Source organism: Clostridium fessum (assembly GCF_027698965.1).
GTDB lineage: Bacteria > Bacillota > Clostridia > Lachnospirales > Lachnospiraceae > Otoolea > Otoolea fessa.
The window spans coordinates 551,078-566,001 of the sequence record NZ_JAQEQF010000001.1 but is presented as its reverse complement, the minus strand read 5'-3'; the positions used below and the strand labels follow the sequence as shown (position 1 = coordinate 566,001).

Below are 14,924 nucleotides of genomic sequence, written 5' to 3'. Positions count from 1 at the left end.
GGCTGTGTAAAACTGTCCGGAACCGGCTGGATAACTTTTGAATTATCCACAACCCTGAAATGGAGCAAAATGTGGGAAAAGTTATCCACAGGTTTTCAACCACTTTTCCACGCGAAATTGTGGAAGAAACCTACTGTGGGCTGATCTTTTTCATTAAGATTTCCACTGTATTGCGAAGCGATTCGTTTTTCTCCATATCGGCAGCGATCTTGTCGTGACCGTGGATGATCGTCGTGTGATCCCGACCGCCTAAATATTTGCCGATATTCTGCAGGGAAGTTCCGAGCATCGAACGGCAGATATACATCACGATCTGGCGCGGGAATACGATCTCCTTGTTGCGCTTCTGGGAGGAAATGTCAAGCGGAGTGATACCGAAATGATCAGCAACGACCTGGATGATCAGCTCTGGGGTCACTTCTTTCTCCGCGTTCGGGGAAATGAGATCCTTGAGCGCTTCCTCCGCCAGCTCCGTCGTGATCTCCTTGTTATTTAACTTGGAAAGGGCGACGATCTTGGTGAGGGCGCCCTCGAGTTCGCGGATGTTGGACTTGACGTTGGTGGCGATGTACTTGATCACTTCATTATCTATATTGTAGCCCTCGAGTTCCTCTTTTTTGCGGAGGATCGCCATACGGGTTTCATAATCCGGCGACTGGATATCGACGGTCAAGCCCCATTCGAAACGGGAACGAAGCCGTTCTTCCAGCGTCTCGATCTCTTTCGGCGGTTTATCTGAGGAGATAATGATCTGTTTTTTCGCTTCATAGAGTGCGTTGAAGGTATGGAAAAATTCTTCCTGTGTCGATTCCTTACCGATAATAAACTGGATATCATCGATGAGGAGGACGTCGTTGTTTCTGTATTTTTCACGGAACTCCGTGGTGGAAATATTGTTTTTGTTCCGGATCGCATCGATCAGTTCGTTCGTAAACTTCTCACTTGTAACGTAGAGAACCTTCGCTTTTGGATTGTTTTTTAAGATAAAATGTCCGATCGAGTGCATAAGATGCGTTTTTCCCAGACCTACACCCCCGTAAATGAAGAGAGGGTTGTAGATCTCACCCGGAGATTCTGCCACGGCGAGGGAAGCGGCGTGCGCTAAGTTATTGTTCGCGCCGACGACGAAGGTGTCGAATGTGTAGCGCGGATTTAAGTTCGCATCCTGGATGAGCTGGCGGCTGACCTCGGACGGGCGGTTGATCAGATGGCTTTTGTCCGTCTCTTTTTGCGGCTCATCGACCTGTTCGATGGTGACAAAATCGACCTCACACTCGATTCCGGTTAGTTCTTCGATGGTAATCTGGATCAAAAGTCCGTATTTTTTTTTGATATAGCCGAGAAACTGCACATCCGGAACCAGGATCTGAAGGGTGCCGTCTTTCATGGAATAAGGCTGCGTCGGAAGCAGCCATGTTTTGAAAGAAACGTCCGTCAGTTCGTGTTCTTCTTTAATATGGAGGAGAATTTCATCCCATTTTTCCTTAATTTTCTCTATCATACTGTGTCTCCTAAACGTAAAAAGCAGCCAAAACTGCAAAATAACCCAATCTAAGTTCTATTCTACATGATTTGTCCACATTTTTCAATAAAAACCCGCAATGTGAATAAGTGAAATTCAGTTATCCACGTGGAAAAAACGCCGAAAAATAAGGCTTTTTGGTGAATGGGTGTGAACAATCAGAAGCTTATCCAGATCGTATTCCACGGCTTTTCCACAAGTTATCCCCAAAATGTGGATAAGTGGAGGATAAGCTGTGAATAGGTGGCGGGAATGCTGATAAAATAAGGATTTTTTTATCCACAAAATGGAAACGTCCCGGTGTGTATACTGTATACAATAAGGTGCCTCGACAGCAATCGACGATCGATCTGTGGGGACGCAGGATCGAAATGGTGGAAAAACCACAGAAATTCCTTGTTCTATGGGGATTAAAAAGATCAAAATAGTGGTTGACGAATGCGGAATTCTTCTATATAATGGAGAAGATGTTTAATTACAATAGTCTAACTATGTTGAGAAGAATGCGGATTTCGGCGTGAGCCGGAGGAAGCGTGGATTTCTCTTACTATATTATGGATGAGGAGGTGTATGCAGACATGAAGATGACATTTCAGCCGAAGAAAAGACAGAGAGCAAAAGTTCATGGATTCCGTGCGAGAATGAGCAGCGCAGGTGGAAGAAAAGTTCTGGCTGCCAGAAGAGCAAAAGGTAGAGCAAAATTATCTGCTTAATGAACGAGGCCGCAATCGAGTTATAGATTGTGGCCTTTCTTAATATTCATAGAAAAAGTTCTAAGAATATTAAGAAAAGCTCTGCGATGCACACTCGCTGCAGGGGAAAATGATTGCTAATGCAATCGCACCTCGGTGCGTGAATCCGGCAAGCCGGATTCTATTTTATATTATTTATCATTGGTGATTTTAATGAAGCGTTTTAATTCAATTAAGAAGAACAGCGAATTTCAAAAGGTTTACAAGACAGGGAAATCCTATGCCAATAAGCTTCTGGTTATGTACGTGAAGCGGGTGGATGACGGGAAGGAGCCTCGGATCGGTATCTCCGTCAGCAAAAAGGTTGGAAACAGCGTGGTCCGCCATCACGTGACAAGGTTGGTACGGGAGAGCTATCGGTTAAATAAGGACAGAGTCAGACTCGGATTAGACATCGTAGTCGTTGCCAGACCGGCAGCGAAAGAAGCAGACTTCAAAAAAATTGAGAGTGCATACCTGCACTTATGCGGACTGCATAACATTCTGGAGAATCGAAGTGAGAATATTGATTAAGAAGATCTTGATAAAGATGATTCGGGGATATCAGCTCTATATTTCCCCTATGACAGGACCTCACTGCAAGTACACGCCGACGTGCTCGGAGTACGCCATCCAGGCACTTAAAAAGTACGGCGCTGTAAAAGGTATGATTTTGGCATGTAAGCGGATTCTTCGCTGTAATCCATTTGCAGAAGGCGGTTATGATCCAGTTCCGTAAAGGATGAGGAGGTAGTTCATTGGACGTTAGCGTTTTAGTTGCGACAAAGGCAGGTTCGATCATGGGACCGATCGCCAGCGTGTTTGGTTATATCATGGACTTTTTATTCCGGATTACCAGCAGCATGGGGATCATGAATATCGGTCTGTGTATCATCCTGTTTACCATTATCACAAAGTTACTGTTATTTCCTCTGACGATCAAACAGCAGGAATCGTCAAAACTTATGTCGCTTATGAACCCTGAAATCAAGGCGGTTCAGAATAGGTATAAGGGAAAAACCGATCAGGCATCGATGGCTAAACAACAGGTCGAGATGCAGGCAGTTTATGAGAAATATGGCTCGAATCCGATGGCAGGATGTCTGCCGATGGCGATTCAGCTTCCGATTATCTTCGCTTTGTACCGGGTTATCTACAACATTCCGGCATACGTACCGTCAGTACGTGTCTTTTTTGACAACGTAGCGAACCCGCTGATGGAGCAGCCGGATTACGTCAACAAGATTTCCGAGCTGGCAAGCGGTGTCGGCATGGCGGTGGACAAGGTAGACTACACCGTGGCAAACAAAGTCGTAGATATGTTATATAAGTTGACACCGGCTGGATGGGATACGCTGGAAAGTTTATTCCCGCAGATCTCTTCGACGATCGCAGAAAATGCGGGCAAGATTGAGCAGATGAACTATTTCTTCGGCATCAATCTGGCAACTCCGCCGTTTACCGGTTTTAACCACATCACGATCGCATGGATCATCCCGATCCTCGCAGGTCTGACCCAGTGGCTCTCCACCAAGCTGATTTCCAATTTACAGCAGGTGGATCAGGACGCGCCGGGCGCGAGCATGATGAACAGCATGATGATCACGATGCCGCTGATGTCCGTATTCTTCTGTTTCTCCCTGCCGTCCGCGATCGGTATCTACTGGGTCGTTCAGGGTGCATTCCAGCTCGTTCAGCAGCTGATCGTAAATGCACATATGAACAAGATCGATGTCGATGATCTGATCCGCCGCAACGTGGAGAAGATGAACAAGAAGAGAGCGAGAAAAGGTCTGCCGCCGGCCAATGTCAGCGAGAAGGCAAGCGTGAATTTAAAGGCGCTTCAGGCACGCGAGGATGCGGAAAGCAAGGCGAAAGAGGACAAGATCTCCCGCAATAAAAAGCAGATGGAGGCGTCTGAAGCATTTTACAATTCCGATCCGAAGCCGGGCAGTCTGGCTTCCAAGGCCAAGATGGTGCAGAAGTACAACGATAAGCACGCGAAAAAATAGAAGGAGGGCGCAGGATGGATATGATTACGGTTACCGCTAAGACAGTCGATGAGGCAGTAACAAAGGCACTGATTGAACTGGAAACCACCAGTGATAAATTAGAGTACGAAGTGGTCGAAAAAGGAAGCGCCGGATTTCTGGGGATCGGCGCGAAACCGGCGATCATCCGTGCTAAGAAGAAAGAGACGCTCGAGGATCGTGCGATCGACTTTTTAAGCCAGGTATTTGATGCGATGAACTTAGATGTGAAGATCGCAGCGGCTTTCAATGAGGAAGAGTGCGAGATGAACATCGACCTCTCCGGCGAGGATATGGGTATTTTGATCGGTAAGAGAGGTCAGACCCTGGATTCTCTCCAGTATCTGGTCAGCCTGGTTGTCAACAAGAAGAGCGAGAATTACGTCCGCGTGAAGCTCGATACCGAGAATTACCGCGAGAGACGGAAAGAGACGCTTGAGACACTGGCAAAGAACATTGCTTACAAGGTAAAGAGAACGAAACGTTCCGTATCTTTGGAGCCGATGAACCCGTATGAGAGACGGATCATTCATGCAGCGCTGCAGAATGACAAGTATGTCACCACCCGCAGCGAGGGCGAGGATCCGTTCCGGCATGTGATTATTTCGCTGAAGCGTGAGGGCAGACGCGAGAGAAGTGACGGGTATGTGAGATATGAGAAGTAAATAAGTGTGACGAAGAAGGTCTGGAGGTATCTAGACCTTCTTTTTTGTGGGGGATCGAGCGCGAGAGGTTTATCGTGAAAACATGAAAAAAGAAATAAATATTAGACTAGATTTGTAAATAAAGATGGGAAAATGCTTCCATATGGTATAGAATAAGAAGATAAAAAGCAAGGAAGGATTTATATATATATGGTATATACAGATACAATCGCCGCGATCGCGACGGCGCTTTCGAGTTCGGGGATTGGGATTATCCGGATTAGCGGTTCGGACGCTGTTGCGGTGGCGGAGCGGATGTTTGAACCGGCGGTGGCGGGGAAGAGGCTTTCGGAGCAGAAAACGTATACGATTCATTATGGATATATTCGGGATGGAGAGGAACGGATCGATGAAGTGCTGCTTCTTTTGATGCGCGGTCCGCACAGTTATACGGCGGAGGATACGGTAGAGATTGACTGTCACGGAGGCGTGCTGGTGATGAAGCGGATTCTGGAGCTGGCGGTAAAATGTGGGGCACGGCTGGCGGAACCAGGCGAATTTACGAAGCGGGCGTTTTTAAATGGCAGAATTGATCTTTCGCAGGCGGAAGCCGTGATCGATGTGATCCAGTCGAAAAATGAGTATGCGCTGCAGTCTTCGGTCAGCCAGTTGAGCGGTTCAATGTCGCGGAAAGTGCGGGAACTTCGCGAAAAACTAATCTATGAGATTGCCTTTATTGAGTCCGCACTTGATGATCCGGAGCATATTTCTCTGGACGGATACCCGGAGCGCCTTCGGGAGACGCTGCAGCCGATTGAGATGGAGCTGGAGGCGTCGATCGGGACGTTTGACAACGGGCGTATCATGACGGAGGGGATCAAAACCGTGATCTTAGGTAAGCCGAATGCAGGAAAATCGTCCCTGATGAATGTACTGCTGGGAGAGGAGCGCGCGATTGTGACAGAGATCGCCGGTACGACACGCGATACGCTGGAGGAAAATATCCGTCTGCGCGGGCTTAGTTTAAATTTGATCGATACGGCGGGCATCCGGGAAACGGAGGATATCGTTGAAAAGATTGGCGTGGAACGGGCGAGAAAAATTGCGGATGAGGCAGATTTGATCTTGTATGTGGTCGATGGATCAAGGAAGCTGGATGAAAATGACCGTCAGATCCTCGATTTGATCCGGGGACGGAAGGTGATCGTCCTCTTAAATAAGACAGATCTGGAACCGGTTCTCACAGAAGAAGCGCTTCGCGAAGCGTGCGGGCAGGAAGTGATCCCGGTATCGGCGAAGGAACAGCAGGGAATTGATCGATTGGAGGAAAAAATTCAGACGATGTTCTTGCAGGGAAACCTGAATTTCAACGATCAGGTCATGCTGACAAACGTCCGTCACAAGACGGCGATGGAGCAGGCGCTGAAAAGCCTGCGTCTGGTCGAGACAAGCATCGACAATGCGATGCCGGAGGATTTTTTCTCGATTGATCTGATGGATGCCTATGAACATCTTGGAACGATCCTTGGGGAATCACTGGAAGAGGATCTGGTAAATGAGATTTTCAGCCATTTTTGTATGGGGAAATAGATCAATTTTTTTGCAAGGTTTCTTTCCTTGTGGTATGATAGGGTGGATCTGAAAACAAGAAAGAATATAAGGCGTTTGATCGAATTGAAATGTGCAGCTGCAGTAAAATCGGCTGCGAAACATACGGCGCATGAGCCGCAGCGTTTATCTCAGTCGAGAAGACTCCCACCTCTTCAGGTGGTGAGTAATAGCAAATTTGTCTCAGTGGAAGCCTTGTCTCCGACTGAGATAAACGCTCCGCGAGGATGCGCAGTGATTCTGTAAAGAATATGTCAGCTTACGCTGACCAGAATCACGCGCCAAGTCTCACGGACGTTCGACTTGAATAGAACGCAGAGATAGAGAGGAAAGAGGAAACATGCCCTGTTTAACAGAAAATTATGATGTAGCGGTCGTCGGGGCGGGACACGCCGGCTGTGAGGCGGCGCTGGCAAGCGCGAGACTGGGACTCGAGACGATCGTGTTTACCGTCAGCGTGGACAGCATCGCCCTGATGCCGTGCAACCCGAATGTCGGAGGAAGCTCGAAGGGCCACTTGGTGCGCGAGCTGGATGCGCTCGGCGGCGAGATGGGAAAAAATATAGATAAAACCTTTATACAGTCCAAGATGCTCAACCAGTCTAAGGGACCGGCGGTGCATTCGCTCCGCGCGCAGGCGGACAAGCAGGAATACACCCGCCAGATGCGCCGTACCATGGAAAATACCGATCACCTGACGATCCGTCAGGGAGAGGTGGCAGAGCTGATCGTGGAAGAAGGTCAGATCAAAGGACTGAAAACGTACTCCGGCGCGACGTATTACTGCAAGGCGGTGGTGCTGGCAACGGGAACGTACCTGAAAGCAAGATGTATCTATGGCGATGTGAGCAATCCGACCGGACCGAATGGTCTGCAGGCGGCAAACCATCTGACAGATTCCCTGAAAAAGCTGGGAATCGAGATGTTCCGTTTCAAGACGGGCACACCGGCGCGTGTCGATAAGCGCAGCATCGATTTTTCTAAGATGGAAGAGCAGTTCGGCGATGAGAGGGTTGTGCCATTTTCTTTTTCCACCGATCCGGAGTCGGTGCAGAAGGAGCAGGTGTCCTGCTGGCTGACCTATACCAATGAGAAAACACATGAGATCATCCGCAACAACCTGGATCGATCGCCCCTCTTTTCGGGCGCGATCGAGGGAACAGGTCCGCGTTACTGTCCATCGATCGAGGATAAGGTGGTAAAATTTCCAGATAAGAACCGTCATCAGGTTTTTGTCGAGCCGGAGGGAATTTATACGAATGAAATGTATCTGGGCGGTATGTCCAGTTCCCTGCCGGAGGATGTGCAGTACGCGATGTACCGTACCGTACCGGGACTTGAAAATGTCAAAATTGTTCGAAATGCATATGCGATTGAGTACGATTGTATCAATGCACGCCAGTTAAAGGCATCGCTGGAATTTAAGGCGATCCGGGGATTGTTCAGCGGCGGTCAGTTTAACGGAAGCTCCGGTTATGAGGAAGCGGCGGTACAGGGCTTTATGGCGGGTGTCAATGCGGCGCGCGAAGTGCTGGGAAAAGAACCGATCATCCTCGACCGTTCCCAGGCATATATCGGTGTCTTGATCGACGATCTGGTTACCAAAGAAAACCATGAACCGTACCGGATGATGACGTCGCGTGCGGAATACCGCCTGCTTTTGCGTCAGGACAATGCGGATCTGCGTCTTTCCCCGATCGGGCATGAGATTGGACTGGTCAGTGATGCGATGTATGAGCGTGTCCTCTGGAAAGAAAAAATGATCGAGGAAGAGGCAAAGCGTCTGGAGAAGATCAACATTGGCGCTGGAAAAGAAGTGCAGGAATTTTTAGAGCGCCACGGAAGCACCCCGCTCAAGACCGCGGCAACGCTGGCAGAGCTGGTACGCCGTCCGGAGTTAAGCTATGAAGCACTGGCAGAGCTGGATCCGAACCGTCCGGAACTTCCGGAAGATGTGATCGAGCAGATCAACATCAACATCAAGTATGACGGCTATATCCGCCGCCAGCTGCAGCAGGTTGCACAGTTCAAGAAGATGGAGAGCCGGAAGCTGGATGAAAACTTCGACTATTCCACGGTCGGAAGTCTGCGCCGTGAGGCAGTACAGAAGTTAAATCTCTATAAACCGGCAAATATCGGTCAGGCATCCCGAATCGCGGGCGTGTCACCGGCGGATATTTCGGTGCTGCTGGTACACTTAGAGCAGAGCCGCCATGCGGGGCATGGGGAAGAGAAGAAAGAACTGTAAATATAGAAACGAGCGGATTCAGAGTTACTGTACACGGGCAGGCACTTTTGGAACCGAAAGTGCCGTAAGAAAACCTGGTGGCAGGAGGAATTTGCCGTATTTAAATGCGAAGCCACGGCAAATTCCGTTACTGGGCACGTATGCGTGAACAGTAACGAGTCAGAGACTGCATGGAAACAGGTAAACGCATTGCAGCAACTCAAAATGTAAGATAGATAAGAACCTGAGAAAAAATAGAACATATCATAAAGGATATATTTATGGCAGAAGAAAATAAAGTAGAAAGCGGTGTGGTTCTGCCTCCGGCAGACTTTACCGGGCAGCTTCAGAAAGAAGCGCAGGAGATGGGCGTCGCGTTAAATGAACACCAGATCAAGCAGTTCTACGATTATTATGAACTGTTGATTCATTGGAATACGATGGTGAATCTGACAGCGATCACGGAACAGAAGGAAGTTGTGACCAAACATTTTTCGGATAGTCTGGCACTTGTGAAAGCGGTGCCGGATCTGGCAGAGAAAGAGTATACGTTGATCGATGTTGGAACGGGAGCTGGATTTCCGGGTATCCCGTTAAAGATTGCATTTCCAAATTTAAAGGTCACGCTTCTCGATTCTTTAAATAAGCGGATCAACTTTCTGAACGAGGTAATTCAGGCATTGGAACTGGAAAAAATTCAGGCGGTTCACGGACGGGCGGAGGATGCGGCACATGATAATGTTTCACGTGAAACATTTGATTTCTGCGTTTCACGCGCGGTGGCAAATCTGTCCACGCTGTCGGAATACTGCCTGCCATTTGTCAAGGTGGGAGGCTGGTTTGTACCGTACAAATCAGGCAAACTGGAGGAAGAGATGAAGACGGGAAAAGGTGCGATCCGCAAGCTGGGCGGCGAGCTGGAGGATGTGATTTCCTTCCACCTTGCCAATGAGGATGAGCGTAACCTGGTCCGGATTCATAAGACAGAGAGGACGGGAAAAAAGTATCCGAGAAAAGCGGGAACGCCGTCGCGGGAGCCGCTGAAATAAAGCAATCAAAAGGTAGATAGAGAAAGACTGTATATGGAACACGTAGGGTATGCAGTCTTTCTTTTTTATATAGGCGGGGTTTAAACAAAAATGTATGACTGAATATTTGTCCTGGAAGATTGTGTTCCAGAAGCCGTATCAGGCATATGACAGAGGAAATCTGGAGAAGCAGGTAGAGGTGATGGCAGAGCTGAAGATAATAGGGAAAATTTATAAAATTTGAGTTTTCGTTACAGAATATAGTTTTTTGTGCGAAAGCCGAGGAGATCGAGTGGGAATAATGTAGAATAAAGAGGAGCATTCCGGGGGTTTTGTTTGTATATAGATAGTGCGGCGGGACCTGGATGAAACATTGGGATCGTTCCTATCAAGAAGAAACAAACAGGGCGCACGGAAGGATGACGCTGTGAATATGAAAGATACTGGAAAGATGGTATCTGCATCATGGTATGAGTATGAAAAAGCATTTTTTATGGAGATGTGGGAAAGAGAGAGTAACTGTTCGCGGGTAGGCACTGTTGGAACCGAAAGTGTCGTAAGAAAACGTGGTGGCAGCAGGAATTTGCCGTATTTAAATGCGGCAAATTCCGTCACTGGGCACGTATGCGTGAACAGTAATAAGCTTCGTCCTATGACGAAAAAAACGCTCCGCGGTATGCATACTCATTATCCTTTTTTAAGAAAAAAACATATGGATCGCATCCATCACGGCATCCGGCTGTTCTAACTGCGGCAGATGTTTGGTCTTCGGAATGATAGAGGACTCGATTGCGGAATTATAAATCTTGTAATCCTGAATCGTCGCCTCGATCATCGGTTCCTCGGAACCGCCGATGATGAAGATGCTGTTGTCGATCTTCCTGAGAGCATTGGAAATATTGCACTTGGTATAGCGGCATTCAATACTGGAGAAGATCGCTTTCGGACATTCACCGAGATGTGCGGCTTCGTGGCTGCGGTCGATCTGAACCGGTTTTACGGTATACGGATTGTAAAAATATTTGGTGCGGAATGCCTCTTCGATCATAGAGCGGCTGCACGCAATGTGGTAAATGAGCGTTCCAGCCAGCGGGAGATCCAGAAGAAGCTTATAAAGCTTGGCATTTTTACCCGGAAGCTGACAACAGTCGGTAAGGCTGCTCGGGTTGATGAGCATGATCTGATCAAACAGTTCTGGAGAGTTGCTGCACGCCATGATAGACAGTGCCGCTGAATCACCGGTGGAGAGAATGTTGGTCCGATGTCCGATCTCAGATTTGATAAAATCACAGATCAGCTGGACAAACAGGTAATTTGTGTAGGTCAGGTTCGGCTTCTCGGAACGTCCGCAGCCGAGAAGGTCGAGCGTGTAGACGGTGTAGGAGTGGCTGAGCTGTTCGCGGATGGATTCCCACTCATAGCCGCTCGATGCAAAGTGCAGATCGTGAATCAACAGAAGCGGTTTGCCGGAACCGCATTTTGTATAGTAGATATTTCCCAGCCGCCATTTGTAGCAGAGAGAATTCTCTTCCCGGGTCAGACCGCGGGAGGTGGCAGAAAATTGAATATATTTATTTAAAAGTGCCAGTGAAACTGCGCCGCCGGCGGACAGCATCAGGCAGGTCATGATCTTGTTTTTTGTGTTCATATAGAAAGCTCCTTTTGAATCGAAAAATTAAACTTGAAAATATCTCATCAAGTAATTCTATTATACCATAAATACTAAATTCAGCTATCGCCTTTGGCTTGGCTTCATTAAGTATTTAGGTATGACTCGCACTAGGATCGAAAATGCATCGCTAAGTGTTCATATATATCATATGAACGTATTCTCACCCGTCCACTCACGAACCCGCGCTATCGCGCTCTACCGCCCTGCTTCGCATGGCTGTTCGTTCCTTAATGGCGCAAGAAAAGAATATGTCTGCTTCGCAGCCGCATTCTTTTCTTCTGCGCTCATTATATCACGATTCGCATCTTCGATGCTTACCGCTGCTGACGCAGCTATCGTGATCGCCATTCTCCGTTCGCCATAAATCTGCAAGCAGCTTTCTGGCTCACTTGCGCTCATTATATCATATTTTCCTGTATTCCAGTTCAGCTATTTCCAGCGTATTTTTCACAGAATATCTGTTCACAGATGTGTGCCCAAGTAACGGGATTTTGCCGATGCTTCGCATTTCAAATCGGAAAAATCTGCAACCAGAACTGTAGCGTTCGGGATTTTCAGTTTGGAAAATTTCTACCTGTGAACAGTTATAAACATGCCATTTTATGTAAACAAAATTTCATTGAAAATCGATATTAAATTCATTATAATGTTCACGTATCAAAAAATCAATCGATGGGGAAAGAAATGCGCGATATGATAAAGAAGGAAAATAAGTTATGCTTTCGGCATCGTATGGAACGGAAGACAGAGAAATCTTTTCAGTTGTCGGCGGGCAGGCAGCGGCTGCTGGCGGAAACGATACGCGAACTGAAGCAGGAAGGGCGCTTAGACGAGGAGAAGCTGGCGATGCAGCATGGTACGACATCCATTTACCGCCACAGCCTCAATGTTGCCTACACAAGCCTTTGGATGATAGAACGGTGGCAGATTCGCTTGGAACCAAAATCACTTGTGAGAGGGGCACTGCTGCACGATTATTTTTTGTATGACTGGCATCAGAAGGATTCCTCGCACCGCCTGCACGGCTTCCGTCACCCGAAAACAGCGCTTGGAAATGCACAGAGAGATTACCATTTAAATTGGAGGGAAAAAAATATCATCGCACGTCATATGTTTCCGCTGATACCGGTGCCGCCGCAGTGCCGCGAGGCGTGGATTGTGTGTCTGGCAGATAAATGGTGTGCTCTGGGGGAGACGGTGGAGCCGATGTTTCACGTGAAACATTTTAAATGAAATTTTTCTAAAAAAGTAGGAAATGAGTTTTAAGTGTGTTATACTATTAGGCAAGACAAGAACGGGAAAAAGCTGGAAATCGCTGTGCGGATGCCTGCGGGGAGGCTTTTTCCTGTCTTTCATGTGAGATAAAACCGAGGAAATGGAAGGAATACGGTATGGGACGAACGATTGCGATTGCAAATCAGAAGGGCGGCGTAGGAAAAACGACAACGGCGATCAACCTGTCGGCATGCCTGGCAGAGGCGGGACAGAGGGTTCTGACGATCGATTTTGATCCGCAGGGAAATGCAACCACTGGTTTGGGATTGGAAAAAGAACAGATTGAAGATACAGTCTATGAGCTGCTTTTGGGCGACTGCACACTGGAGGACTGCCTGATGCGCGATGTTCAGGAAAATCTGGATGTTCTTCCTTCGGATTCGAATCTGGCAGGAGCTGAGATTGAACTTCTGGATGTGGAAAATAAAGAGTCGGTGTTAAACGGTTATCTGGAGACAATCCGCGATCAATATGATTTTATTATCATCGACTGCCCGCCGTCGCTGAGTCTTTTGACGATCAATGCGCTGGTAGCGGCAGATACGGTGCTGGTGCCAATCCAGTGCGAATATTATGCGCTGGAAGGACTGAGCCAGGTACTCCGGACGATCGGTCTGGTCCGGAAAAAGATGAATCCGTCGCTGGAGCTGGAGGGTGTGGTATTTACCATGTATGATGCGAGAACGAATCTCTCCCTGCAGGTCGTAGAGAATGTAAAACAGAACTTAAATGAGCGGATTTACAAGACGATCATACCGAGAAATGTGCGACTGGCGGAGGCGCCGAGCCACGGAATGCCGATCAACCTGTACGACAGCCGTTCGACCGGTGCAGAGAGCTACCGTCTGCTGGCAGCAGAGGTGATCAGCCGGGGAGAAGAGCTGTAGGCAGGAAAATAACGGTGAAGTGAAATTCAGAAAGGATGCCTGCCGGGGCGTCGGGAGGTTCGTGAGGAGGAAGGAAATGTCAAAGAGAACGGGGCTTGGCAGAGGATTGGGAGCTTTTTTTGGAAATGATTACGAGAATGCAGAAGCGGGAAAAAGCAGCGCAAAGCCATCGGATGAAGCCGGAAAAAAGACTTCCGTTCGTGAGACGGAACAGGAGATAGAGAAAAAGAGCCTGGAAGAGCTGGATATGGTGCTTCCGGGATCTAAAAAACAGAAAAAATCGGCGTCTGCCGGAAAGACAGCTGCGAAAACAGTGGGAAAAGGCAGCCGTGTGGGAGTTGCAAAGGCATCCGGAAAGACGACGACAGAAGGAAAAACCCGCACAGCCGGGGAGACGGCGGCAAAATCGAAGACACAGACGGCAAAAGCGGAGCCGGTCGTAAAGATCGTTGAGGTGGAAAAAGAGAAATTTCTAAATATTTCGGAGATTGAGCCAAATGTCAGCCAGCCGCGTAAGATGTTTGATGAAGAACAGCTCGGAGAGCTGGCAGAATCCATCCGCCGTTACGGCGTGCTGCAGCCGCTTCTGGTTCAGAAAAAGGGCGATCGTTATGAGCTGATTGCCGGAGAGCGCCGGTGGAGAGCTGCCAAACTGGCAGGATTTCGGGAAGTCCCGGTGATCGTGCGCGAGTATACGAGACAGCAGACGATGGAGATCGCCCTGATCGAGAATGTACAGCGTGCAGATTTAAATCCGATTGAGGAGGCGAAAGCCTACCAGATGCTGATTCAGGAGTTTGGGCTGCGTCAGGAGGACGTGGCAGAGCGCGTAGCGAAGAACCGTGCGACGATCACGAACAGCATGCGTCTTTTGAAACTGGATGAGAGAGTGCAGGAGATGCTGATTCAGGACCGGCTTACCGGAGGTCATGCAAGAGCGCTTCTTTCGCTGGAAGATGGTGAAAAACAGTACCAGTTGGCGCTTAAAACAGTAGAAAATCATTTGAGCGTCCGCGAGGTCGAGCGTCTGGTGAAAGAGCTTTTGAAGCCGAAAAAGGCGAAAAAGAAAGCAGAGCCGGAACGCGATATGGAGGTCTTTTTCAAGGATGTGGAAGAGAAGCTGAAAGGAGTTATGGGAACGAAGGTTTCGATCAACCGCAAGGATAAGAATAAAGGCAGAATCGAGATCGAATACTATTCATCAGCGGAACTGGAACGTCTGATTGAGCTTTTGGAGTCATTAAGACAGTAATCACACAAAATTCGTCCCAGGGGACGGATGATGGGAAATGAGGAATGA

General features: G+C 48.2%; 14 protein-coding genes. 11 read left to right on the top strand and 3 right to left on the bottom strand.

All coding sequences use genetic code 11. The features are described from left to right. Window positions 1–130 precede the first annotated feature (130 nt). Entirely contained in the window at window positions 131–1,501 is a 1,371-nt protein-coding gene (gene dnaA / locus PG862_RS02680; protein ID WP_022358493.1) for a chromosomal replication initiator protein DnaA, read from the bottom strand. Window positions 1,502–2,100: 599 nt separating this feature from the next. Here dnaA and rpmH point away from each other — a divergent pair. The 8 genes from rpmH to rsmG all read left to right on the top strand — a co-directional run bounded on the left by rpmH (window position 2,101) and on the right by rsmG (window position 9,811). Further along, the gene (gene rpmH / locus PG862_RS02675) at window positions 2,101–2,235 is read left to right on the top strand and encodes a 50S ribosomal protein L34 (protein WP_087225913.1); all 135 of its coding nucleotides are present in this window, start codon (window positions 2,101–2,103) and stop codon (window positions 2,233–2,235) included. 192 nt (window positions 2,236–2,427) lie between these two features. Further along, a complete protein-coding gene (gene rnpA, locus PG862_RS02670; protein ID WP_107000958.1) occupies window positions 2,428–2,787 on the top strand; it encodes a ribonuclease P protein component in 360 nt (119 codons plus the stop codon). Continuing rightward, the gene (gene yidD / locus PG862_RS02665) at window positions 2,783–2,992 is read left to right on the top strand and encodes a membrane protein insertion efficiency factor YidD (RefSeq protein WP_333489800.1); all 210 of its coding nucleotides are present in this window, start codon (window positions 2,783–2,785) and stop codon (window positions 2,990–2,992) included. Before rnpA ends, yidD begins: the two co-directional genes overlap by 5 nt. Window positions 2,993–3,011: 19 nt before the next feature. Continuing rightward, window positions 3,012–4,265: a YidC/Oxa1 family membrane protein insertase gene (locus tag PG862_RS02660; protein ID WP_333489788.1), complete on the top strand. Its 1,254-nt coding sequence runs from the start codon at window positions 3,012–3,014 to the stop codon at window positions 4,263–4,265. 14 nt (window positions 4,266–4,279) lie between these two features. Then, window positions 4,280–4,948, top strand: coding sequence for an RNA-binding cell elongation regulator Jag/EloR (gene jag, locus PG862_RS02655; RefSeq protein WP_117796774.1), 669 nt, complete (start codon window positions 4,280–4,282; stop codon window positions 4,946–4,948). Between the two features lie 189 nt (window positions 4,949–5,137). Further along, complete coding sequence (gene mnmE, locus PG862_RS02650; protein WP_117796775.1) at window positions 5,138–6,517, top strand: tRNA uridine-5-carboxymethylaminomethyl(34) synthesis GTPase MnmE; 1,380 nt, start codon at window positions 5,138–5,140, stop codon at window positions 6,515–6,517. A 358-nt stretch (window positions 6,518–6,875) separates the two neighbouring features. Continuing rightward, window positions 6,876–8,783 carry a tRNA uridine-5-carboxymethylaminomethyl(34) synthesis enzyme MnmG gene (gene mnmG, locus PG862_RS02645; RefSeq protein ID WP_118493311.1) on the top strand — a complete coding sequence of 636 codons (1,908 nt, stop codon included), beginning with the start codon at window positions 6,876–6,878 and terminating at the stop codon, window positions 8,781–8,783. 260 nt (window positions 8,784–9,043) lie between these two features. Next, entirely contained in the window at window positions 9,044–9,811 is a 768-nt protein-coding gene (gene rsmG / locus PG862_RS02640; RefSeq protein WP_117796777.1) for a 16S rRNA (guanine(527)-N(7))-methyltransferase RsmG, read from the top strand. 676 nt (window positions 9,812–10,487) lie between these two features. On the opposite strand, the gene PG862_RS02635 is transcribed toward rsmG, so the two are convergent. Continuing rightward, window positions 10,488–11,438 (bottom strand): alpha/beta fold hydrolase, encoded by a 951-nt coding sequence (locus tag PG862_RS02635; protein WP_117796780.1) that lies wholly within the window; start codon window positions 11,436–11,438, stop codon window positions 10,488–10,490. 219 nt (window positions 11,439–11,657) lie between these two features. Then, a complete protein-coding gene (locus tag PG862_RS02630; protein ID WP_118493307.1) occupies window positions 11,658–11,861 on the bottom strand; it encodes a hypothetical protein in 204 nt (67 codons plus the stop codon). Between the two features lie 294 nt (window positions 11,862–12,155). Between PG862_RS02630 and PG862_RS02625 the strand changes: the two genes are divergently transcribed. From PG862_RS02625 to PG862_RS02615, 3 genes are all read left to right on the top strand, one after another. Continuing rightward, on the top strand, window positions 12,156–12,695 hold the full coding sequence (locus PG862_RS02625) for an HD domain-containing protein (RefSeq protein WP_270706382.1): 540 nt from the start codon (window positions 12,156–12,158) through the stop codon (window positions 12,693–12,695). A gap of 158 nt (window positions 12,696–12,853) precedes the next feature. Continuing rightward, window positions 12,854–13,624, top strand: a complete 771-nt coding sequence (locus tag PG862_RS02620) for a ParA family protein (RefSeq protein WP_107000951.1) — start codon at window positions 12,854–12,856, stop codon at window positions 13,622–13,624. 76 nt (window positions 13,625–13,700) lie between these two features. Further along, on the top strand, window positions 13,701–14,876 hold the full coding sequence (locus PG862_RS02615) for a ParB/RepB/Spo0J family partition protein (protein WP_270706380.1): 1,176 nt from the start codon (window positions 13,701–13,703) through the stop codon (window positions 14,874–14,876). Window positions 14,877–14,924 lie beyond the last annotated feature (48 nt).